21 protein-coding genes are annotated in these 22,735 nt (G+C 65.1%); 13 read left to right on the top strand and 8 right to left on the bottom strand.

Annotated elements, in window-relative coordinates; all coding sequences use genetic code 11:
- On the top strand, nt 1-2,969 hold a 2,969-nt coding region (locus ACYDAT_RS10915), incomplete at its 5' end, for a beta strand repeat-containing protein (protein WP_461450070.1).
- Nucleotides 2,970-3,464: 495 nt separating this feature from the next.
- Nucleotides 3,465-4,226, top strand: a complete 762-nt coding sequence (locus ACYDAT_RS10910) for a hypothetical protein (RefSeq protein WP_461450068.1) — start codon at nt 3,465-3,467, stop codon at nt 4,224-4,226.
- Between the two features lie 41 nt (nt 4,227-4,267).
- Here the strand turns inward: ACYDAT_RS10910 and tssA are convergent, their stop codons facing one another.
- Nucleotides 4,268-5,311 (bottom strand): type VI secretion system protein TssA, encoded by a 1,044-nt coding sequence (gene tssA / locus ACYDAT_RS10905; RefSeq protein WP_461450066.1) that lies wholly within the window; start codon nt 5,309-5,311, stop codon nt 4,268-4,270.
- A 118-nt stretch (nt 5,312-5,429) separates the two neighbouring features.
- On the opposite strand from tssA, the gene ACYDAT_RS10900 reads away from it, so the two are divergent.
- The 4 genes from ACYDAT_RS10900 to ACYDAT_RS10885 all read left to right on the top strand — a co-directional run bounded on the left by ACYDAT_RS10900 (nt 5,430) and on the right by ACYDAT_RS10885 (nt 7,488).
- On the top strand, nt 5,430-5,606 hold the full coding sequence (locus ACYDAT_RS10900) for a hypothetical protein (RefSeq protein ID WP_461450064.1): 177 nt from the start codon (nt 5,430-5,432) through the stop codon (nt 5,604-5,606).
- 136 nt (nt 5,607-5,742) lie between these two features.
- Nucleotides 5,743-6,591: an SPFH domain-containing protein gene (locus tag ACYDAT_RS10895; protein ID WP_297927105.1), complete on the top strand. Its 849-nt coding sequence runs from the start codon at nt 5,743-5,745 to the stop codon at nt 6,589-6,591.
- Between the two features lie 54 nt (nt 6,592-6,645).
- Nucleotides 6,646-7,215 (top strand): hypothetical protein, encoded by a 570-nt coding sequence (locus ACYDAT_RS10890; RefSeq protein WP_461450062.1) that lies wholly within the window; start codon nt 6,646-6,648, stop codon nt 7,213-7,215.
- Nucleotides 7,216-7,311: 96 nt separating this feature from the next.
- Nucleotides 7,312-7,488: a hypothetical protein gene (locus ACYDAT_RS10885; protein WP_461450060.1), complete on the top strand. Its 177-nt coding sequence runs from the start codon at nt 7,312-7,314 to the stop codon at nt 7,486-7,488.
- A gap of 130 nt (nt 7,489-7,618) precedes the next feature.
- Here ACYDAT_RS10885 and ACYDAT_RS10880 read toward each other — a convergent pair whose 3' ends face one another.
- Nucleotides 7,619-8,314 (bottom strand): Dph6-related ATP pyrophosphatase, encoded by a 696-nt coding sequence (locus ACYDAT_RS10880; protein ID WP_461450058.1) that lies wholly within the window; start codon nt 8,312-8,314, stop codon nt 7,619-7,621.
- A 54-nt stretch (nt 8,315-8,368) separates the two neighbouring features.
- Here ACYDAT_RS10880 and ACYDAT_RS10875 point away from each other — a divergent pair, with 54 nt between their 5' ends.
- Nucleotides 8,369-8,926: an HdeD family acid-resistance protein gene (locus ACYDAT_RS10875; RefSeq protein WP_461450056.1), complete on the top strand. Its 558-nt coding sequence runs from the start codon at nt 8,369-8,371 to the stop codon at nt 8,924-8,926.
- Between the two features lie 30 nt (nt 8,927-8,956).
- Here ACYDAT_RS10875 and ACYDAT_RS10870 read toward each other — a convergent pair whose 3' ends face one another.
- From ACYDAT_RS10870 to typA, 3 genes are all read right to left on the bottom strand, one after another.
- On the bottom strand, nt 8,957-11,680 hold the full coding sequence (locus ACYDAT_RS10870) for a putative bifunctional diguanylate cyclase/phosphodiesterase (RefSeq protein WP_461450055.1): 2,724 nt from the start codon (nt 11,678-11,680) through the stop codon (nt 8,957-8,959).
- 72 nt (nt 11,681-11,752) lie between these two features.
- Complete coding sequence (locus tag ACYDAT_RS10865; protein WP_461450053.1) at nt 11,753-12,532, bottom strand: TenA family transcriptional regulator; 780 nt, start codon at nt 12,530-12,532, stop codon at nt 11,753-11,755.
- A 200-nt stretch (nt 12,533-12,732) separates the two neighbouring features.
- A complete protein-coding gene (gene typA, locus ACYDAT_RS10860; RefSeq protein ID WP_461440174.1) occupies nt 12,733-14,562 on the bottom strand; it encodes a translational GTPase TypA in 1,830 nt (609 codons plus the stop codon).
- Nucleotides 14,563-14,728: 166 nt separating this feature from the next.
- Between typA and ACYDAT_RS10855 the strand changes: the two genes are divergently transcribed.
- A complete protein-coding gene (locus ACYDAT_RS10855) occupies nt 14,729-15,235 on the top strand; it encodes a peptidylprolyl isomerase (RefSeq protein WP_461440173.1) in 507 nt (168 codons plus the stop codon).
- Between the two features lie 18 nt (nt 15,236-15,253).
- On the opposite strand, the gene ACYDAT_RS10850 is transcribed toward ACYDAT_RS10855, so the two are convergent.
- On the bottom strand, nt 15,254-15,502 hold the full coding sequence (locus ACYDAT_RS10850; protein ID WP_461440172.1) for a GlsB/YeaQ/YmgE family stress response membrane protein: 249 nt from the start codon (nt 15,500-15,502) through the stop codon (nt 15,254-15,256).
- Nucleotides 15,503-15,647: 145 nt separating this feature from the next.
- Here ACYDAT_RS10850 and ACYDAT_RS10845 point away from each other — a divergent pair, with 145 nt between their 5' ends.
- On the top strand, nt 15,648-16,847 hold the full coding sequence (locus ACYDAT_RS10845; protein ID WP_461450051.1) for a pyridoxal phosphate-dependent aminotransferase: 1,200 nt from the start codon (nt 15,648-15,650) through the stop codon (nt 16,845-16,847).
- Between the two features lie 112 nt (nt 16,848-16,959).
- Nucleotides 16,960-17,943 (top strand): malate dehydrogenase, encoded by a 984-nt coding sequence (locus tag ACYDAT_RS10840; RefSeq protein ID WP_461440170.1) that lies wholly within the window; start codon nt 16,960-16,962, stop codon nt 17,941-17,943.
- A 56-nt stretch (nt 17,944-17,999) separates the two neighbouring features.
- Here ACYDAT_RS10840 and ACYDAT_RS10835 read toward each other — a convergent pair whose 3' ends face one another.
- The gene (locus ACYDAT_RS10835; RefSeq protein ID WP_461440169.1) at nt 18,000-18,731 is read right to left on the bottom strand and encodes a 16S rRNA (uracil(1498)-N(3))-methyltransferase; all 732 of its coding nucleotides are present in this window, start codon (nt 18,729-18,731) and stop codon (nt 18,000-18,002) included.
- Nucleotides 18,732-18,738: 7 nt separating this feature from the next.
- On the bottom strand, nt 18,739-20,115 hold the full coding sequence (locus tag ACYDAT_RS10830; protein WP_461442206.1) for an adenosylmethionine--8-amino-7-oxononanoate transaminase: 1,377 nt from the start codon (nt 20,113-20,115) through the stop codon (nt 18,739-18,741).
- Between the two features lie 83 nt (nt 20,116-20,198).
- On the opposite strand from ACYDAT_RS10830, the gene nudE reads away from it, so the two are divergent.
- From nudE to mazG, 3 genes are read left to right on the top strand one after another with little or no spacing between them, the layout of a single operon-like run.
- On the top strand, nt 20,199-20,753 hold the full coding sequence (nudE, locus tag ACYDAT_RS10825) for an ADP compounds hydrolase NudE (RefSeq protein WP_461440167.1): 555 nt from the start codon (nt 20,199-20,201) through the stop codon (nt 20,751-20,753).
- Nucleotides 20,750-21,571 carry a 3'(2'),5'-bisphosphate nucleotidase CysQ gene (cysQ, locus tag ACYDAT_RS10820; RefSeq protein ID WP_461440166.1) on the top strand — a complete coding sequence of 274 codons (822 nt, stop codon included), beginning with the start codon at nt 20,750-20,752 and terminating at the stop codon, nt 21,569-21,571. The genes nudE and cysQ overlap by 4 nt, the downstream gene beginning before the upstream one ends.
- Nucleotides 21,564-22,391: a nucleoside triphosphate pyrophosphohydrolase gene (gene mazG, locus ACYDAT_RS10815; protein ID WP_461450049.1), complete on the top strand. Its 828-nt coding sequence runs from the start codon at nt 21,564-21,566 to the stop codon at nt 22,389-22,391. The genes cysQ and mazG overlap by 8 nt, the downstream gene beginning before the upstream one ends.
- Nucleotides 22,392-22,735 lie beyond the last annotated feature (344 nt).

Genomic DNA, 22,735 nt, shown 5'->3' with positions numbered 1-22,735 from the left:
TCAACGCCGGTGCCGGCGCGCTGACGCTGGACAGCACTGGCAATGACTTCACTGGAGTGGTGAGCCTCAACAACAGCGGCGCCAATGCCGTCACCCTGAACAACGGCAGCCATGCGCTGGCGCTGGGTGATTCCAACGTGGGTAGTGCCCTGGGTGTGGCGGCAAGTGGCGGCATCACGCTGGACGGCAATGTGATCACCGGCGGTTCGCAGACCTACAACGATGCGGTGACGCTGGGTGCGGACGCCACGCTGGCGAGCACGGGCAGTGGGGCCATTGATTTTGCTTCCACGGTCGATGGCGCGCACGCCCTGACGGTGAACACCGGCGGTCTGACCGCCTTCGGAGGTGCGGTGGGCGGTACGACCGCGCTGACCGGTTTGGTTGTCAATAGCGGCACCTTCAGCGCGAACGCGTTGAACATCGGCACTGGCGGACTGACAGTAACGACCACGAGCGGCGGCATTACCCAGGGTGGCACGTTCAGTGTGGCCGGGTTGTCCAGCTTCAACGCCGGCGGCAACGCCATCACGCTGACCAATGCGGGCAATGACTTCACCGGTGCGATAAGCCTGACCGGTAGTAACGTGAGCCTGGTCAACAATGCCGCGACCGTGCTGGGTACCAGCAACGTGAGCGGCACGCTGGACGTGGGCAGCAACGGCGCATTGACGCAGACTGGCGCATTGACAGTGGGCGGCGCGGCGACGTTCACGCAGAACAGCACGACGCCCGGTGGTACCACGCAGGATATCAACTTGGGCAGTCAGGCCAATGATTTCCAGGGTGGTGTGAGCTTCGCTGCCGGCACGGGCGCATCGATCAACAATTTGTCGCTGGAAAACACGTACGCGACGCCAGGGACGCTGACATTGCCTGCGAGCATCACGGGCAATCTGACATTGGACTACACCAGCGCGGCATTCACGTTGCCGGTCGTGGGCGTGGGTGGTGCCCTGGATGTGACGGCAAGTGGCGGCATCACGCTGGACGGCAATGTGATCACCGGCGGTTCGCAGACCTACAACGATGCGGTGACGCTGGGTGCGGACGCCACGCTGGCGAGCACGGGCAGTGGGGCCATTGATTTTGCTTCCACGGTCGATGGCGCGCACGCCCTGACGGTGAACACCGGCGGTCTGACCGCCTTCGGAGGTGCGGTGGGCGGTACGACCGCGCTGACCGGTTTGGTTGTCAATAGCGGCACCTTCAGCGCGAACGCGTTGAACATCGGCACTGGCGGATTGAGTGTCACCACCACGGCAGGCGACATCACGCAAGGTGGCAAGTTCGTGGTGGCGGGTGCGGCGAGCTTTGACGCGGGGACGCATGCGGTCACATTGAACGACGGCAGCAATGATTTCCAGGGTACGGTATCGGCGACCGGCGCTGGCGTGTCGCTGGCCGATGCCAATAATCTGAATGTGATCGCATTGACGGACAACAACAACGGCAACGTAAACCTGACGGCAGGTGGCATGCTGACCTTGCCGGCAAACGGCATCAATGCCGGTACAGGCAATCTGACGTTGGTATCCGATGGTGGTGCACTGACATCGTCCAGCACTTTGAGCGGCAGCAATGTATCGCTCAGCGGGAGCGCTGGTTTGGTGCTGAACAGCAACGTGACCGCCACCGGGACGTTGACACTCACCAGCAGCAACGCGGCGATCGATCAGACGGGCGGCATTCTGACGGCGGGGACGCTGACGGGCAGTTCGGCGGGTAGCGTGACGCTCAACGACGCCAACCTGATCAGCAACCTGGGTACTTTCAATGCAGCGAACTTCAGCTTGAGCAACGCGCAGGCATTGGCGGTCAATGGTCCGCTGACGACGACCGGCAATGCCGGGACGATCAATCTGACCACGACCAGCGGTGCGTTGAGCGTGAACACCGGTCTGACGGGTGGTGTGATTGGCCTGAGCTCGGCGGGCAATCTGGCGCTGAGTCAGAGCATCAGCGGCAGCACGGTCAGTCTCGATGGCAACGGGGGTCTGACGCTCAATGCGGATGTGACCGCCACCGGGACGTTGACACTCACCAGCAGCAACGCGGCGATCGATCAGACGGGCGGCATTCTGACGGCGGGGACGCTGACGGGCAGTTCGGCGGGTAGCGTGACGCTCAACGACGCCAACCTGATCAGCAACCTGGGTACTTTCACGGCGACCGGATTCAGCCTGATCAACAATCAGGCGCTGACGGTGGGCAGTGGCGCCACGGTGGATGGCGGCACCAGCATGGCGCTGACGACGACGACGGGCGATCTGACCATCAACGGCACGGTCAAGGGCACGGCGACCACGCTCAAATCGGCGGGCACGATCAGCGAGGGTGTCGGCGGCAACATAACGGCGGGCACGTTGACCGGCAGTGCGGCGGGGCCGACGCTGCTTGGCAGAGCTACCGCGCATCGTGACAACCACGTCAGTGTTCTTGGCGGCTTTTCGTCGCCGGCCGGTTTCAGCTTCACCAATGATCAGACGCTGACGCTGGCTTCGGTGGGAGGTAGTGCGTATACGGTCGATACTGGAACCGCGCCACTCTACCTGTCGGTCAGCAATGGCAACTTGTTGCAGATCGGCAGCACACCGCTGTATGACGGGACCGGCATCTTTTCCTCAACGGGCGGAATCGGGAGTCCATCGGCGCCGATCTATGTTGTCAGTGCGAATTCGCAATTCGTGGCGATGGTGGGGATACCGCCGGCCTATTTTTATGCGGTTAATCAACAAGGCGTGATTATTCCGGTGGCTGGCCAGTTGAGCGTCAATGTGCCGGGTTCGGCTCTGGCCAGTCGTGCACAGAATTCCAACAGTCATGCTTACGGTTATGTTGATGCGAGCGTGGTCTCGGCAAACTATCGCCCCTACGGCATCGTCCCGCCCGGTATCCGTTTGCCTGCCGATCAACAATCGTGCTCACCCGAAGCCTACCCGGACAACTGCCGGAACGGGACGCAGTGAACATGGTGATGGCACCCGGTTGCTGGATACAGGCATCGTGGCTCGCGCCAGCAGCCAGCCGTTACAAAGGCGTGGGTGTGATGCGGTCGATGTCGACCGGCTGATACGCTGAAGGTGAGGGCAACGATGAAATGCACGCGCCGGATATCGTGGCTGCTGGCTGGCACGATGCTTGCCATTCTTGCATGGCCCGCGAGTTCGCAAGTTCCTCCGCAACTGACCGCCGCACGGGCAATCCATGAACTGGAGTCCGCCCGGGATGGTTTGAGCAAGCGTCTGCATGCGTCGTCGAGCGGATCACTCGAGAACGCGGATCAAGGCCTCAAGGCTATGCTCGATGCGCTGCGTGCGAAGCCCGCAAGCGACTTGCATCAGGCACTCGTTGCACTCAGCGCCGGAGAGCGGGGCCTGGTGTTGCGCGCGCATGCCGCGGCACAACGTGCGCAAGATTATTTGCAGGCATCGAGCGGATGTCTCGGCGCCGAGGACGCGGCCATGGCAGCAGTATTGGCATCTTCGGTGCAACAACTGGCGGATACATCGGGTGAGTCCAGCGCCAACAACCCGGCGGTGATCGACGCGATCGAGTCCACCAGCCAGCATCCGCTGTTTGTCATCCGTCACGGCAGCAAGTTGCACGCCATCACCGTGATCGGGGTGAACCTGACCGACCCCCAATGCGCTTATCCACGGGTCACTGTCACCAATGCGCGGGGCGTACCGCTGAATCAGCAGCCAACGATCGAGGCCGCACTGCCAACGCGTATCCAATTGAATTGGCCGGGCGCGGCCGAGCTTGCACCGGGTAGTTATGTGCTGCATGTGGTACCCAAGAAAAAACATTTCCTGCTGGGTTGCTCGGCGCAGCCGCAGGCGTTGAGTACGCTGCAGGTGATGGCGACACCGCAGTTCGCGGTGGACTACACCCTGAATGCCGTGTGCCGCAGCAGCGACAAAGCCAATGCAACAGCGCGCGACGTGGTCCTCGGGTCCGGTGAGCTGGGACCGATCAGCATCGATCAGACGACCGCGGCCAAGACCATCGGCATGTCGGCCTGCGCCGATCCTGTGCGTTATACCTTGGCGGCCAAGGTCAGTTACGGCGACGGCAGCAGCAGCTCGGTCGGGCCGATCACGCAAGCCGCTGACGCCAACATTACTGTGGGACTCCGCGGCGGGCTGTCATTGACCTGGGATCCATCCCTGCAGCAGTTGTTTGCGCGCCTCGGTGCGAATCGGTGTTTGGGGGTCCATTGACTCGCTGGGCGCGAGCATGGGACGAGGCAGCAACGGTTGCGTCAGCCTTCGTCAATAGAACCAGCGATCAGCTTGAGCTCGGAAAGCCCGCCGGGTGCGAGGTCTTTCATCAGGTCAACGAAATCCGCGCCCACCAGGCGTTGTGCGCGGCGCAGCAGCAATGGCACCGGGCTGGATGGCTCGCGCTTGGCGTAATACTCGCAAAGCTCGTCCAGGCGGCGCATGACGTCCTGCGGGCCATCGATACGTGCGGATGACGCATTGGTTCCGCCGGTACCTGCGGGAGCCGTGCCACCATCGTCGGTCAAGGCTGCATTCGCTTGCGCCGGCATTCGCCGTGCGACCTGCGTTTCGAGAAACTTGAGCAGTTCGCGATGATCCACGAGTAGTGGTTTGAAGTCCGGCCCCGCTGTGCCCACCTTGTCATTGAATATGCGGTCGATGGCAGTGGCGTGTTCCAGAGCCGCGCCAGCCGCTGTGAACGCATCAAGCAGGTCTTGCTCGGGGCAATCCATGCAGCAGGCTTCGATTTCCGTCAGGGTTGGCGCTTCACCGGATTGCTCGCTGCTGGCGCTCACCTTCAGCGTGCCATTGGCAATTCGCAAGCTGCGCAGGGAAAACTGTCCCAACCGTGGCGAGCGTACAAACGTCGCAGCGCGGAAATAGCCCAGCACGCCAAGTGGGTCGGCGAGCGTGGTCACGCTGTTGACCCGAGCGGTCGGATCGTTGTCGTCTTCGGCATCCAGTTGCGGATAAACGCCGTCCCAGAAATTTTCGAGCAGTCCGCGGACAAGCGCGAGCCCCGCGACCCAACCAGATAGTCCTCGGGACTGCAACCATGCCGTTGTCAAATGGATCGCCGCACGCAGATCCTTGGAGCGCTCCAGAACGGCTTTTGCGAGCGTTTCCACCTGCTCCCAATCAGGCTCTTCAGCGGCCTTGACACTGTCGCCGATGGCGCGCTCGGCCTTGGGTGTCGCAACGCGCTCCAACTCAAGCAATTGCGCGTCGTATTCGAGATTTTCACCAGCCGGGGATTCCTCGCTGATTGGCGCCAGCAGGGGACTCAGATCGTACTGTGTCATGAGCGCAATCTCCAAATCCGGAGCACCGCCGCATAGTATCCCAAGGGCATCAGGCGCGGCTGCTCATTCACTTCGTCCGCTCTTCGTATCCGTGGCCTGAGGGGGTGACCAGTTGCACGTGAAATCTGAATCGAAGCCGGGCCGCGAGTCCGGCTTTTTGTTGTTGGTTTTTCATGAATTGTTGCGGGCGGCGAGGCGCTTCGCATGCGAATGCGGGTTCGCGTGGCGGCACATGTATATCGATCGTGATCGTTGCCGCGTCGGCGCGGTGCGCGGGGTCTTGATGATGTGTTGAACTCCGCGCGTTTCGCCGGGTCACAAGGCACGCCCGCTGCAGACAGGCGCGAACATCGCGCTGGCGGAGGGCGCTATCGGGGCCGTTGCTGGCCTCCCACGCCGCGCGCTGCGCGGCCCGCACCCAAGGACCGACCATGGCACTGACGCGGCAAGTGATCTCCACACTCAAGGACGACGGCACCGACATCATGGGGCCGGATATCCTCGGCTTTCATTATCCCGATGCAAGCATCGTTTCCGGCAGTCTGCTGACCGTCGAGGCCAACCATTTCGCGGTGCTGAAATCGCGCGGCGCGGTGCTGGCCGTGTACGACACCGGGCAATACCCTGTGCAGACCCCGGACAAGCCGTTGCTGGGCGGCTTCGTCACCGGTTTCTTTGGTGGCAGTTCACCGTGGCAGTACGAGGTGTTGTACGTCAATCGCGCCAAGTTGCTGGTACGCAATACCGGCTTGGCGACCTCGGCGGAGATGGCCGAGATGACTTACACGGTGGATTACTACATCCACGTGGACAGCAAGGACGATGCGCTCAAGCTGACCACGCACATGCCTTTCGGTGGGCACTACATCAAGGCCGAGGAAGTGGCGAGCTACGCCGGGCCAGTGGTGGAGCAGGCGATCAACCAGGTGATCCAGGTGACGCCGATGGAGCATATCAACGAGCACATCCATGAGATCGTGGAGCTGGTGAAGGAGCACCTGAGCGCCTTCCTCTCGGTGTACGGCATCACCTTGAATGACGCCAAGGTGCTGGTGCTGCCCAAGGACGAGCGCATGCGCGAGCTGATTTCACTGCGTGCGTTCGGGCTCACCGAGATCGAGGCGGTGCGCTACTACACGGCCTTGAAGATGGCCGAGAAGGGCTTGGTCTCGGCGCCGAATGCGGCCTGCGGAACGCCGTTCCAGATCGGCGGCGCCACCATGGGCACGTACCCGATCCCATCGGGCGATGCCTCCGCACCGCTGACCGGCAAACCCTGAGTTGAATGATGCGGGCCGCGGCGTGCGCCGTGGTCCGCGCGCAAGGAGCACGCCGTGACCGAGTTCAAGACCGTCGCCAATCCGATCGACAGCGCGGGTTCGACCAAGCAGCTTCTGTCGAATCTGTTCTACGGCTGGGGTTACAACTTTTATCGCAAGGAAAACCAGTTGCGTGCCGATGATTTGCTGGTGCGCGCCAAGGTTAGCGAAATGCTGGCCGCCGCGCGCGCGCACCTGGCCGATCTGGAGCGTGCGTGGCGCCGCGAACACCTGCCGGAACCGACGCGCGAGCATCCCTATGCCGATGCCGCGGCGGTGGCCAGTGCGCAGCAGATGCGGCGCGCGCAGCAATTGATCGAGGCGCTGGAGCTGCGTGTGCGTACCGTCGGCGTGCCCGAGATGGATCGCATCAACCAGCGCCACCGCAACGAGCGCGACACGCTCGCGCAGCTCGTCGGCGTCGATGGCGAGTTGGTGCTGGCCGCCAAGGGTTTCAGCGATGCCGCGCTGGCGCAGCGTGATGCCGCCGCACTGGCCATGCAGATGCCGGGCCTGCTCGCGCAGTCGGGTCTGGAAAATGGCCTGGCGCAGCGTCAGCAGGTGCTCTCGGCACTGGCTACCTGAGTCTTTCATTATTTTTCCGACAATCCTCGGAACATCCGCAAGGACATCCAGACCATCGATCAGCAGTACCAGCAGTTGCGGACCCAGGATCAGCGGGTGGCCGCCAATCCGGTGATGGCCGGCTTCGGCGGCACGCACACCGGCGGCGCTCATCAACAGCAAGGCGGCCTGATGGGCGCGCTGGGCGGGTTTCGCAACTCGGGTTTCGGCCGCGCCATCGAGATGGGCGCGGGCTTCGGCATCGGCGATGACTTGATCAACAGCATTCTTTGAGCCGGGACTCGGGACTCGGGACTCGGGACGGGCGTGCCGCGCGAGGTTTCCGGATTGTCATGTTGAGCAACGTGAAGCATCTCGGCGCCCGGATGCGCGGCATGGCTCGCGCAATCGCTGCGCGCATGCATCAGCCCGCGGGATCGCTCTCGAGCAGAAAGTCGGTGTACTGAAAGCGCTCCTCGCGCAGCAGCGATGCGCCGCGGCGGATCGGCAAGGCTTGCGCGAACAAAGGTCCGGCGTGGCACAGGGTATGGAACTCGCCATGCTCGCCGCAGGGATCGGCGGCGGCGGGCAGGGCAGCGAGCAAATCGGCATCGAAGGCGCGGCCACTGAAGCCGACGTCGAGCTGCGTGGTGTCCACGCAGGTGAGCACGGCTTGGTGCCCAGCGGCGATGAAGCTGCGCGCCAGAGTCGCGGTATCCGTGCCCCACAGCGGGAATTCGCCCTGCCATCCCAGATCGCCCAACAGCGCCACGCGCCACGCGCGCACATCGGCCAGAAACAGATCGCCGAATGCGATATGCGCCAAGCCGGGCCAAGCGACGCGCGCCTGTTCGAGACTGGCGGCAAAGGCCTGCGTGTAGCTGGCGTTGCTGGCCGGCCAGTCCAGCACCGATTCGAGCAGCGGCAGATCCAGCGCGGCGGCCTGCGCGTGCAGCACGCTGCGACGGATGCCGTGCATGGCGACGCGATCGAACGCGCCGGTCACCGTGGTCAGCAGGCCGACCACGCGCCACGCGGGATCGGCGCGTAGACGTTCCAGCGCCATCAGACAATCCTTGCCGCCGCTCCAGGCCAGCAAGATCGGGCGTGGCGTGCTCATCGCATGCGGCTCGGTGCGCAACCGCATTGACGCCCATGCGCGGCGCAGCGCAGCATGCGCGCTGGCTTGATTCTTGGAGAACACGACATGCGCGGCATTGGCTGGATCGTCCTGTGGCTGGCGATGATCATCGTCGGTGTGTTGGCATTCGCGCTGCCGTTGGCGGCTGGTTTCATTTCCGCGTTGGTGATCGCGTGGTTGCTGGTCATCGGTGGCGTGTTCCACATCAGCGCGGGCTTCCATGGGCATCGCGCCCGGAGTCGCGCGGTGCACGTGGCGTTGGGGCTTTTGTACGTGGCTGCAGGACTGTATCTGGTGTACGTACCGGGCATGGCACTGGTCAGCATGACCCTGGTGCTGGCGGTGGTGTTTTTCACCAGCGGCGTGCTGCGCCTGCTGGCCTGGCATCGGCATCGGCCCGCGCAGGGCGCGCGCTGGTTGTTGATCGATGGTGTCGTCAGCATCGTGCTGGGATTGATGATCGGGCTGGGTTGGCCGGCCAGCAGCGCGTGGGCGCTGGGCACGCTGCTGGGCGCGGTGCTGATCGTCAACGGCATCAGCGGCCTGATGTTCACCCTGGCATTGCGGCGTTCGGCGCAACGCCTGATGTAAGTCGCGCCCAGCACGTTCGCGCAAGCGCGCTCAGGACTGCATCAGTTGCGCGGTGATGACGTCGGGCAACTGCGGGCGCGCGAACAGATAGCCCTGACCCTCGAGGCAACCCGCCGCGAGGAGGAAGGCAAGTTGCTGCTCGGTCTCGATGCCCTCGGCGATGGCCTCGAGGCCGAGGCTGTGCGCCAGGGCCAGAATGGCGCGCGTGATCGCGGCGTCGTTGGCATCATCGGGCAAGCCGTTGACGAACGACTGATCGATCTTGATGGTGCGGATCGCCGGCAGCTTCAGATAGGCCAGCGACGAGTAGCCGGTGCCGAAATCGTCCACCGCCACGCTGACGCCCAGTTCATGTAGCGCCGCCAGCGTGCGCCGTGAGCGTTCGCCAATGTGCAGAATGGCGCTCTCGGTCAGCTCGATCATCAGCGCGTCGGACGGGCAGCGATGCTGCCGCAGTGTCGCGCGCAGGTGCTCGACGAACTGTGGATGACGCAAATGGCTGGCCGAGATGTTCACCGCCACGCGCAGCGGTGGCAGGCCGGCATCCAGCCATGCGCGAATTTGCCGGCAGGCCTCGTTGATCACCCATTCGCCAACCGCGCGCACCATGCCCAGGCTTTCGGCCAGCGGGATGAACTCGGCCGGCGAAACCTCGCCGCGCTCGGGATGCTGCCAGCGCAGCAATGCTTCCACCGCGACCAGCTTGCGCGTACGCAAATCCAGACTGGGTTGGTAAACGAGATGAAACTCGCCGCGCGCGATGGCCTGTCGCAACTCCCCCGCCAGGGTCAGGCGCGTGCGCGTCGAGGCCTGCATGACCTTGGTATAGACGCGATAGCTGTTGCGCTCGTCGGCCTTGACCGAATACATCGCCGCATCGGCATTGGCGATGAGCGTGGCGGGATCGTCGCCATCACCGGGGAAGCTGGAGATGCCAATGCTGGCGGACAGGAAAATCTCGTGCTCGAGCACATGGAAGGGCTCGCTGAGCAACAGCAGCAGCTTGCGCACCACAGGCAAGGCCTCATCGCGTGTGCCGAGATCGCATAGCAGCAGGGTGAATTCGTCACCGCCGATGCGGCCGGCGCGATCATTCGCGGCGATCTGGCTCTGCACACGCTGTCCGACCTGCTGCAGCAACTGATCGCCAAAGGCGTGCCCGTAACTGTCGTTGACTGCCTTGAAGCCGTCCAGATCGATGAACAGCATCACCGCCATGCGTCCGCGGATGCGCATTTCGCCCAGGCTGCGCGCGGCTTCCCGCTCGAACGCGGCGCGATTGAGCAGCGCGGTCAGCGGGTCGTGCATGGCGAGGTGCTCGAGTTGGCGCTGGTAGGCCTCCGATTCGGAGATGTCGTCGAATACCGCGACGTAGCGATGCGGCGTGCCATCGCTGGCGCGAATGGCGCTCAGGCTCAGGCGCTCGGGGTAGCTGCGGCCGTTCTTGCGCCGGCTCTGCACGCGGCCCTGCCAATGGCCGCTATAAGCGACTTCTTGCCATGGCGTGGTGTCCAGCGGGTCACCATTCAGTTGGCTGCGCAGCGCATCCAGTGGTGTGCCGATCAGTTCGCTGGTGCTGTATCCGGTCAGCGCTTCGGCGGCGGCGTTGCCACTGATGATGCGGCGCTCGGCGTCGGCGATCAGCACGCCTTCGGCGATGTTGGCCAGAGCCTCGGCGGCCACGCGACGGTCTTCTTCCATGCGCAGACGCTCGGTCATGTCGCGCATGATGGCCAGCTGCACGGTGCGCTCACCCCACTGGTTGCGGCTGAGGCTGATGGCGACGTGGCGCACGCGCTCGCCACCGCCGGCCAGCGCCACGTCGGCGTGCGTGTCGGGCGCATCCGCACCGTCCAGTTTGGGCGGGCCATCGGGAAACAGGCTGACGAAGGGGCGGCCACAGATTTGCTGGCGGCTGCCGCCGATCATGTGCTCGGCGGCCTGGTTGATTTCGAGAATGCGGCCACTGCCGGCATCGACCACGGCGATGGCGTCCTGCGCGCCCTCCAGCAGTGCGCGATAGCGCGATTCGGAGCCGCGCAACGCGCGCAGGGTGCGCCGCGCGAAGTACAACCAGATCGCCAGCATCAGCAGCGTAGCGCTGCACATCGACCAGAACAGGACGCGTGCCAGCCAGGCTGCGCCGAGGGCGATGCTTCTAGAGAATGCATCGGCCAGCGGCGCCACTGTGGCATTGATCTGCAGGATGCGCGCGGCCTCGACGCTGGTTTCGATGGGCGAGGGATGCGGCTGCGCGTACAGCGCCTGCAGGTGCTGCGCGATGCGCGGCAATTCATCCATGGCGGGGTCACTGGCGCGCCAGTTGCGCAACGCCGTGCTGATATACGGCGCTGCGGCGAGGTGCTGCATGGCAAAGACCAGCAGCGGGATGGACTGCGGCAGGGCGCCGGTACTGGCGAACGCACGCCGTGCCAGCGCTGGCTGCGGATGAGCGCCGGCCACGGCATCGCGCCCGGCGCGGTCAGCCATCACGACGCGCATGTTCTGCTGGTATGCGCGCAAATTCCTGGCATCGCCATGCGTGGCGTAGGCATACAACTCGATGATGGCCTGCTTCTGCGCCTTCGACCAGATGCTCTCGCCATTGAGGAACCCGGCGACGGCAACCTGCACCTGCAGGGCAAACCAGGTCAACAGCAGCACCAGCATCACGATCGCGATCATGCTGACCAGCAACGGGCGAAGCTGCCGCTCCAGCGGCAGGGGACGCGGGTCTGGGTCGATCTTGCGCATGCCCATCGTCCTCAACCAACGCCGCCACGGCGCCCGATTGCTCCGCGGCGGGGATGATGGCAAAGCGAGGTCTCAGGCCGCAACCGCCTGCACACTCGTGGCGCGTTGTTGCACCTGCATGCAATGCTCAAGAGCGATGCGCTTGTAGACATAGGTGTTAAGTACGCAGCGTCGCAGATGATCGACTGTTTCAGGGCTTGCGCGCATGCCGATCAAGGTGCTGACGATCTCTAGTGCCTCCCATGGATGGGTATCGTCATATTCGGCGTGCAATTTGAGCCAGCGCATCGCCTTGGCGCGAACGCGCGCCTCGAAGCCGTAGGCGTAGATGTCGTCCTGGGTGACCAGCAGCGCCCACTCACCGGTGATGCCTTCGACCGCGTAGTTGGTCGCGAGCATACCGGCGGCCAAGGTATCGCTGGCGCTGACCTGCCAGCACCAGTGGCTGAGGATGCCGGCCTCGGGCGCGGCGGCGTTGTCGCTGAGCACCATTTCACGTGGCGCGCCGACGGCATCGGACCAGTCCAGCCAGTAATCGGCGTGGTTTTGTTCCACGCGGATATTGCGCACCAGCCAGCGCCGCGCCATGTTTTCGCCACGGCTGCGGCCATAGCGGGCCTTGAGCAGATTCATGGCCATGTACTGCGGGAATTGCTCGATCACCGGCCATGCGCTGAGGATGAATCGCTGCATCGCGCTGTCGGACAGGCTGCCCTCGCGCATCATGGTCCAGATCGGATGCTCCAGTACCGCACGCTTGGCCGGTTCGCAACTTTCCATGATCTCCTGTGCCCACAGCGGATAGCTGCGCAGATCTTTCAAGGCACCGGTACGCACAAACTCGTTGTTCATTGCTCGCTCCTCAGGGGTGGATGCAAGCGAGCTATACCATGTTTGTGAACGATTGTGTCGAACGCAAAAGCTACGATTTCGCCCAGAGTGACGCGCACAGCAAAGCGAGGGCGACATGACGCGCAAGCCAAGCTGAGCTGTCCTTGCGCGAGTAGTAGTGCGTCCGGGTGCGCGGTCGTGCGGCGCTTTGCAGCGACCGATCAGGCCGAGCGCGAGGCGCGCTTGCGGTCATTCTCGGTGAGGTTCTTCTTGCGCAGACGAATGCCCTTGGGCGTGACCTCGACCAATTCATCCTCCTCGATGAATTCCAGTGCCTGCTCCAGCGACATCTTCACCGGCGGTGTCAGCGAGACGTTTTCGTCCTTGCCGGCGGCGCGGATATTGGTCATCTGTTTTTCGCGCAGCGCGTTCACGGTCAGGTCGTTGTCCTTGGCGTGGATGCCGACCAACTGGCCTTCGTAGATTTCCTCGCCGCCAGCCACCAGCAGGCGCCCGCGTTCCTGCAGCGCCATCAGCGCATAGGGCGGCGCGCGGCCGGTGCCGTTGGAGATCATCACGCCGTTGGGGCGCTTGGCGATGGCGCCATCGCCGCGCGGGCCGTAGTGATCGAACACATGGAACAGCAGGCCAGTGCCCGCGCTCAGGGTGCGGAACTCGGTCTGGAAGCCGATCAGTCCGCGCGCCGGAATGACGTAATCGATGCGCACACGGCCCTTGCCGTCCGGCACCATGTTCTTCAACTGGCCGCGGCGCATGCCCAGGCGCTCCATCACGCCACCCTGATAGGCCTCTTCCAGATCGACCACTAGTTGCTCGTACGGCTCCATCATCTGGCCGTCGATTTCCTTGATGATGACCTCGGGGCGCGATACCGCCAGCTCGTAGCTTTCGCGGCGCATGTTCTCGATCAGCACCGACAGGTGCAGCTCGCCGCGACCGGAAACCTTGAACTTGTCGGCGTCCTCGGTTTCCTCCACGCGCAGCGCGACGTTGTGCAGGGTTTCGCGCGCCAGGCGCTCGCGCAACTGGCGGCTGGTGAGGTATTTGCCGCCGCCGTGTTCCTTGTTGCCGGCAAACGGCGAGGTGTTGACCTGAAACGTCATGCTGATGGTCGGCTCGTCGACGGTCAGTGCCGGCAGCGCCTCGGGCGTGGACGGGTCGCACACGGTGTCGGAAATGCCCAGGCCTTCCACGCCGGAAATCGCCACGATGTCGCCGGCTGACGCCTCGGGCACTTCGCGCCGATCCAGCCCCAGAAAGCCCAGCACTTGCAGCACGCGACCGTTGCGGCGCTTGCCCTCGCGGTCGATCACGGTCACCGCGGTGTTGGTGCGTATGCGTCCGCGCTGAATGCGGCCGATGCCGATCAGGCCGACGTAGCTCGAATAATCGAGCTGGCTGATGCGCATCTGGAACGGACCTTCCGGGTCCACCTGCGGCGGCGCCACATGACGCATGATCGCTTCGAACAGGGGGGTCATGTCGCCATCGCGCGCCTCGGGATCGTCGCTGGCGTAGCCGTGCAGCGCCGAGGCGTAGACCACCGTGAAATCGAGTTGCTCATTGGTCGCTCCGAGGCGGTCGAACAGGTCGAAGGTGGCGTTGAGCACCCAGTCCGGACGCGCGCCGGGGCGGTCGATCTTGTTGATCACCACGATCGGCTTGAAGCCCATGTTGAAGGCCTTCTGCGTCACGAAGCGCGTCTGTGGCATTGGCCCATCCATGGCATCGACCAGGATCAGCACCGAGTCCACCATCGACAGCACGCGTTCGACCTCGCCGCCGAAATCGGCGTGTCCCGGGGTATCGACGATGTTGATACGGTTCTCGCGCCAGTTGATCGCGGTGTTCTTGGCCAGGATGGTGATGCCGCGCTCGCGTTCCTGGTCGCTTGAGTCCATCACCCGATCGGGCACCACGGTGCGCTCGCTGAGTGTGCCGGACTGCTTGAGCAACTGGTCGACCAGCGTGGTCTTGCCGTGATCGACGTGGGCGACGATGGCGATGTTGCGCAGATTTTCGAGGGACATGCGAGAACGCCCGCGGACACGCCGCAGACCCTGGTAGTGGCGGAATAGCTCCCTAGTGTAGCCGCTCCATTGCCGGTGGGTGCGGTGCAGCATCGTCGTTCTCGGGTATCGTGTGCGCCCCGCGCCGACCTCGGCGCCGACATCACCCACACTCACGAGGCCGCCCATGTCCCTGATCGCCACTTTCCACACCGCGCGCGGCCCGATTCGCGTCGAACTCTTCGTCGACAAGGCGCCGCTGACCGTGGCCAACTTCGTCAATCTGGTGCGACACGGCTATTACGACGGCTTGAACTTCCACCGTGTCATCGCCGATTTCATGATCCAGGGTGGTTGCCCCAACGGCGATGGCCGCGGCGGCCCCGGCTACCGCTTCGAGGACGAGTGCCGCGGCGACCTGCGCCACGACAAGCCCGGCACGCTGTCGATGGCCAACGCCGGCCCCGGCACCAACGGCAGCCAGTTCTTCATCACCCACGTCGCCACGCCGTGGTTGGACGGCAAGCACACCGTGTTCGGCGCCGTGCTGGCCGTCGACGATCAGAAGGTGGTCGATGCCATCCGCGCCAGCGACAAGCTGGAGCGCATCACCCTGGAAGGCGACGCCGATGCCGTGCTCGCCGCGCAGGCCGCGCGCGTGGCCGAGTGGAACAAGGTGCTCGACGCGCGCTGAGCGCGTTCACGCGCGCGCTCAGGATTGTCGCGTCAGGATCCGGTGCAGCAACAGCAGCAGCATCGCGCCGACCACCGAGGCGATGAAGCCGGCGGGCTGGCCGGGCGCGTACCAGCCCAGCGTTTGTCCGGCCCAGGTGCCGACGATCGAGCCGGCGATGCCGAGCAGCGCGGTGAGGATGATGCCGCGCGGGCCATGGCCGGGCGTCAGCGCGCGTGCCAGCAGACCGATCACCAGTCCGATCAGGAACACCGCGATCCAATGCATGGCGCCTCCGCGTGATGGGGTGATGCAATGATGCGGCAGGCGGCCGCGCGGCGCACGCGCGTGCGCTGAATCGGCAGCGGCGAGCGCGGCGGGACGGATGGATGCGCGTGATAGAATCGCGCCCTTTCTCACGCGAGGAATTCCGATGTTGCAGCTCGCCCAGCGCATGAGTCGCGCCAAGCCCAGCGCGATCATGCTGATCGCCGAAAAAGCCAAGGCGCTCAAGGCCGCGGGCCGCGATGTGATCAGTTTTTCCATCGGCGTGCCCAATTTCCTGCCTGGCCCGCACGTGTACGAGGCGGTGCGCAAGGCGCTGGATCACGACAGCGGCCAGTACGGTTCCAACCGCGGCAGCAACGAACTGCTGGATGCCTTCTTGAAGCATCTGCAGCAGGCCGGGTTCAGCGGCTACACGCGCGAGAATCTGTCCACCGGCGTGGGCGCCAAGCACGTGCTGTACAGCCTGGCCGAGGCGCTGCTCGACGAGGGCGACGAGATCGCCTTTCCGACGCCGTACTGGACCAGCTACATGGACATCGCCGAGATCGTCGGCGCCAAGGTCAAGCTGCTGCCGTGCCCGCCCACGCAGGGCTACAAGCTGAAGCCGCAGCAACTTGACGCCGCGCTGGGTCCGGCGACGCGCGTGTTCCTGTTCAACAATCCGTCCAATCCCACCGGCATGGTCTACTCGCGCGACGAGATCGCCGCGTTGGCCGAGGTGCTGGTGCGCAAGCCGGATACCTGGATCATCACCGACGACATCTACCACCGCATGGTGTTCGACGGCATCGGCTATCACAACTTCATGCACATCAAGCCAGAGCTGGCGGCGCGCACGATTTTCGTCGATTCGCTGTCCAAGACCTATGGCATGCCGAGCTGGCGCGTGGGTTTCATGGCTGGACCCAAGGCCGTCGCCAATGCGGTGACCACGCTCAATTCCAACCACATCACCAATCTGCCCGAGAGCGTTACCGCCGCAGCGGTGGCGGCGTTGAGTGGCCCGCAAGACGTGACCGCGCGTCAGTGCATCGATTTCACCGCGCGCCGTGATCGCGTGTATGCGGCTTTGAACGCGATCCCTGGCGTGTCCTGCCCGCGTCCACAGGGCGCGTTCTACGCGTTTCCCGACATCTCGGCGCTCTTCGGCAAGCGCCTCGGCGATCAGGTCATCGCCAACGACGTCGAGTTTTGCGCCGCGCTGCTGGAAAGCAAGGGCGTGGCCTGCGTTCCCGGCTCGGCCTTCGGCGAGCCGCGCGCGCTGCGCATTTCCTACACCTGTCCGGCGGCGCAGCTCGAGCCTGGCCTGCAGCGCATCGCGGCGTTTTGCGCAGCACTGGTCTGAGTCAGATGGTCGGTAGCCGGTAGCCGGCAAGGCCGTGTGCTGTTACCGGCTACCAATTTCCGGTTACCGGCTTCCGGAATACAAGCGTTCATTCCCCCAGGAGTCTCTCCCCATGAAAACCCCCGTACGCGTTGCCGTCACCGGCGCTGCCGGCCAGATCGGCTATGCCCTGCTGTTCCGCATCGCCGCCGGCGACATGCTGGGCAAGGATCAGCCCATCATCCTGCATCTGCTCGAGATCACGCCCGCGCTGCCGGCGCTGCAAGGCGTGGTGATGGAGCTCAACGACTGCGCGTTCCCGCTGCTGCGCGGCATCGTCGCCACCGATGACGCCAACGTCGCCTTCAAGGATGTCGATTTCGCGCTGCTGGTCGGTTCGCGTCCGCGTGGCCCCGGCATGGAGCGCAAGGATCTGCTCGAAGTCAACGGCGGCATCTTCGCGCCGCAGGGCAGGGCGCTGAACGCGCATGCCAAGCGCTCGGTCAAGGTGCTGGTGGTGGGCAACCCGGCCAACACCAACGCCCTGATCGCGCAGGCCAGCGCGCCGGATCTCGATCCGTCCTGCTTCACCGCGATGGTGCGCCTCGATCACAACCGCGCGCTCTCGCAACTGGCCGAAAAGACCGGCGCGCATACCACCGATATCCGCAAGGTGACGGTGTGGGGCAACCACAGTTCCACGCAGTATCCCGATCTGCACCATGCCGTCGTCAACGGCAAACCGGCGCTGTCGCTGGTGGATCAAGCCTGGTACGAGAAGGATTTCATCCCCGTCGTGCAGCAACGCGGCGCGGCCATCATCAAGGCGCGTGGTGCGTCCTCTGCCGCCAGTGCCGCCAGCGCCGCGATCGACCACATGCGCACCTGGGTGATGGGCACGGCGGATGGCGACTGGGTGTCCATGTCGGTGCCGTCCGATGGCAGCTACGGCATCGCGCCGGGCGTGATCTTCGGCTACCCGGTCACCTGCAAGGACGGCAAGCACAGCATCGTGCGGGGGCTGGAGGTCAGTGCCTTTTCGCGCACGCGCATCGCGGCCACCGAAAAGGAACTGCGCGAGGAGCGCGCCGGCGTCGAGCATCTGCTCAAGCGTTGAATTTTACCGAGCTGATGCGGTTTCACCGGCGGCGGCTTTCGAGTCGCCGCTGCATTTCAGCAATCCCCCAAGTGCGACTGCAGCATGGCTAGCGCGGCCATGCCGGCGGTTTCGGTGCGCAGCACGCGCGGCCCCAGCGCCAGGCCCTGAGCGCCGGCTGCGCGCAGCAGCAGCAGATCGGCGGCGTCGAGGCCGCCTTCCGGCCCGATCACCAGTTGCGCCGCAGACAGTGTTGGCAGATCGCGTACGCGCAACGTCGCTTGCGGATCAAGCGTGAACAGCGGCGTCTCGTGTCGTGCCCTGGACAGCCACGCCGCCAGTGGCTGCGGGGGTAGCAACTGCGGCAGGCGCGCGCGTCCGCACTGCTCGCAGGCGCTGGCGATCACGCTGCGCCAGTGCGCCATGCGCTTCTCGCCGCGCTCGGCGTGCAGGCGCACCTCGGTGCGCGCGGTCAGCACCGGAACGATGCAGGCCACGCCCAGCTCGGTGGCTTTCTGCAGGATCCAGTCCATTTTTTCGCCGCGTGCGATGCCCTGCACCAGCGTCAGCGTCAGCGGCGATTCCGCCGCTGCGGGCGCGCTGCGCGTGGCGATGCGGACGCTGGCGAGGCTGCGCGCCACCTCCAGCAGGCGTGCGGGATAGTCATGGCCATCGCCATTGAACAGCGTCAGCGCATCGCCCGCGCGCAGGCGCAGCACGCGCGTGGCGTGTTCGCGGGCTGCGGCGGGCAAACTGGCGTCGGTATCCGGCGCCAGCGGCAGATCGACGTAAAGGCGGATGCTGCGCATGACACTCTCAGCGGCAGGCGACGCTGACGCCGCTGGCGATGGCATCGACGATCAGGTCGATTTCCTCCGGCGTGGTGCAGTACGGCGGCATGGTGTAGATGACCTCGCCCAGCGGTCGCAGTACGACTCCACGCGACAGCGCGTCCAGGCGCGCGCGCAGGCCACGACGCTCATGCGCGGGATAAGGCGTGCGCGTGGCTTTGTCGGCCACCACTTCGACGGCGGCGATCAGGCCGGTCTGGCGCACCTCGGCCACGTGCGGATGATCGGCCAGAGGTGCCAGACGCGCGGCCAGATAAGCGGCCAGGGTGCGGTTGCGTTCCAGCACCGGTTCGTCGCGAAAAATATCCAGCGTGGCCAGCGCCGCCCGGCAGGCCAAAGGATTGCCGGCATAGCTGTGCGAATGCAGGAACGCCTTGCCGGCGTTGTACTCGGCGTAGAAGGCGTCGTACACGCGCTGCGCGGTCAGCACCGCGGCCAGTGGCATGAAACCGCCGGTCAGCCCTTTGGACAGGCACAGGAAATCGGGCGTGATGCCGGCGGCCGCGCCGGTGTTCAGCGGCGGCGCCTGTTCGCAGGCGAACAGCGTGCCGGTGCGACCAAAGCCCACCGCGATTTCATCCGCGATCAGATGCACGTCGAACTGATCGCACAACGCGCGCAGGCCGCTGAGATAGCGCGGGTGGTACATGCGCATGCCGCCGGCGCACTGCACCAGCGGCTCGATGATGAGCGCGCACACCTCATGCGCGTGGCGTTCGAGCAGCGCGCGCAGCGCATCGAGACGGCGCAACGCGACACCCTCGGACGACTCGCCGGGCAGGCAGTCGTAAGCATCGGGGGAAGGCGCCAGCAGGCGTTCGAATAGCAGCGGCGCATAGGCTTCGCGATACAAGCCGGTATCGCTGACCGCCAGCGCGCCCAGCGTCTCGCCGTGGTAACCGCCACTGAGCGCGATGAAGCGCCGGCGTTCGCCGTGGCCCTGATTGCGCCAGTAGTGAAAGCTCATTTTCAGCGCCACTTCCACCGCGCTGGAGCCGTTGTCGGCGTAAAACACGCGCGCCAGGCCTGGCGGTGCCAGCGCCAGCAGGCGTTCGGCCAGTTCGACGGCGGGCGCATGCGTGAAACCGGCGAAAATCACCTGCTCCAGTGTTTGCGTCTGCGTGGCGATCGCGGCGGCAATGCGCGGCTCGGCGTGACCGAACAGGTTGGTCCACCACGAGCTGATCGCATCCAGGTGGCGCCGGCCGTCCATGCCGATCAGCCACGCGCCATGGCCGCGCGCGATCGGCAGCAGGGGCACGGTTTCGTGATCGTGCATCTGCGTGCATGGATGCCAGATCGCGGCGAGGTCGCGGCGGATGAAATCGTCAGCGGAGTTCATGCCCGCATGATCGCGGCTGCGCGCGCGCGGCTCAAGCGCGGCGTACGGCTCCGGCCCGGTTGCCGCGGGTACAATCACACGTCATGCCCAAGCCGCCGCGCATTCTCGCCATCCGTCCCGCGCCCGCCACGTCATTCCTGCGTATCGAACAGATCGATCTGGAATTCTCCAACGGCGAGCGCCGCACCTTCGAACGCATGCTGCCCTCCGGGTTGGGCGCGGTGATGATCGTGCCGATGCTGGATGCAGAAACCGTACTACTGGTGCGCGAGTACGCGGTGGGCGTGGAGCGCTACGAGCTGAGCCTGCCCAAGGGCCGCATCGAGCCGGGCGAAAGCATCGAGGCCGGCGCCGAGCGCGAGATGAAGGAAGAAGTCGGTTATGGTGCGCGCCGTCTGCTGCATCTCGCCGCGCTGACGCTGTCGCCGGCCTACATGACGCACCACACGCACGTGGTGCTGGCGCTGGATTTGTACCCCGAGCGTTTGCCCGGCGACGAGCCGGAGCCACTCGAAGTGGTGCCGTGGAAGCTCGCCGAACTGCACGCGCTGCTGGGGCATCACGAGGTCAGCGAAGGCCGCTCGATCGCGGCGTTGTTCATGGCGCGCGAGCATCTGGCCGGTCGCTATCGGCCATGACTGATCTGGACCTGGCGCGCGCGGTCGGCGCCTGCACGCGCGATGCGGGCAAGGCGATTCTTGAGATTTACGCCGGCAGTTTCAGTGTGCAGCACAAGGCCGATACCTCGCCGCTGACCGCCGCCGATCTGGCCGCGCAGCACGTCCTTCTGGAAGGCCTGGCGCGGCTGGCGCCCGGCGTGCCGGTGCTCAGCGAAGAAGCTGCTGCGGCGCCGTGGTCGCAGCGTCAAACCTGGGCGCGCTACTGGCTGGTCGATCCGCTGGACGGCACGCGCGAGTTCGTCAAGCGCAATGGCGAGTTCACCGTCAACGTGGCCTTGATCGAAGACCACCGCAGCGTGCTCGGCGTGGTGCATGCGCCGGTCGGCGGCGAACTGGCCTGGGCCGTGGCGGGCGAGGGCGCGTGGTTGCAGAGCGTGGCGACGCGGATGCCGCAGCCGCTGCGCGCGCGCGTCGTGCCCGCGCGTCCGGTGCTGGCCTGCAGTCGTTCGCACGGCAGCGTCGAGGAACAACATATGCTGGCGCGGTTGGGGCCGCACGAGCGCCTGCCGCTAGGCTCGTCGCTGAAGTTCCTGCGCCTTGCCAGCGGCGCTGCCGATGTGTATCTGCGCATCGGGCCGACCTCGGAATGGGACACCGCCGCCGCGCAGTGCATTCTCGAACAAGCCGGCGGCGCGGTGCTGGATCTGGCCGGCCGCGCGCTGCGCTACAACTGCAAGGACTCGCTGCTCAATCCGAGCTTCATCGCCATTGCCGATCCCGCGCGCGACTGGCTGCGCCAGCTTGGCATCACCGAGGACAGTCACGCCCATGAATGATGGCCCGCGCTATGACACCGATGCCCTGCTGGCGATCATGGCACGCCTGCGCGATCCGCAGCACGGTTGCCCATGGGATGTGCGGCAGGATTTCGACTCCATCGCGCGCTACACGCTGGAGGAAGCCTATGAGGTCGTCGATGCCATCGAGCGCCGCGACTTCGATGATGTGTGCGATGAGCTGGGCGACTTGCTGCTGCAGGTGGTGTTCCACGCGCGCATGGCCGAGGAAGCCGGGCATTTCGCCTACGCCGATGTGGTGCAGGCCATCGGTGACAAGCTGGTGCGCCGGCATCCGCACGTGTTCGGCGACGCGCATTACGGTGACGTCGAGGCGCAGACGCGCGCCTGGGAAGCGATCAAGGCCGCGGAGCGCCGCGCACGCGGTGACGACGCGCCTGACAGTGTGCTCGATGGCGTTTCGCGCGGACACTCCGAATGGCAGCGTGCGTTCAAACTGCAAGAACTCGCCGCGACGGTCGGTTTCGACTGGCCCGGCCCCGGCCCGGTACTGGACAAGCTCGACGAGGAAATGGCCGAGCTGCGCGCCGAGTTCACGACAGGCACGGCAATTCCAGCCGACACCGCGCGCATCGAGGATGAACTCGGCGACATGCTGTTCGTCGCGGTCAATCTCGCGCGCCACGCGCGCATCGATCCGGCGCGCGCGCTGCGCCGCGCCAACGCCAAGTTCGAGCGCCGCTTCCGCGCCATGGAGCGTATCGCGCGCGAGCGCGGCCTGGACATGGCGCAACTCGACCTCGCCGCGCAGGATGCGCTGTGGGACGCGGTCAAGGCCGAGGAACGCGGCGCGCGCTGATCACGAACGCGATGGCAGCCGAGCGTGCCCAGCCTGTTGGCGCCAGCCCCCAGTGACTGCAGCTCGACCAGCGTGCAGACTGGACAGCGGTTTGCGCGTACCGACGAGGCCGAGCAGCGTGACCGCGATCACCGTGATCAGCAGCAAGCTGGCGTTCTTTTTCGGCTTGGTGCCGCTGACCGTGGTACTGCTGATCATCTACATCACGCTGTATTTCACATGAACGCGGACGAACTGACGTAACTGGCGACGCCGTTTTTCTATGCGCGGCGCGGGTGCAGCGAGGGTCATGACATCGGGCTCGATATCGCGTGGCGCCTAGCGGAGCCCCTCGGTTGGGAAGT

This window comes from Metallibacterium sp., from assembly GCF_054637675.1.
Note: the sequence above shows the minus strand (reverse complement) of the source record. Positions and strands in the feature narration are given on the sequence as shown.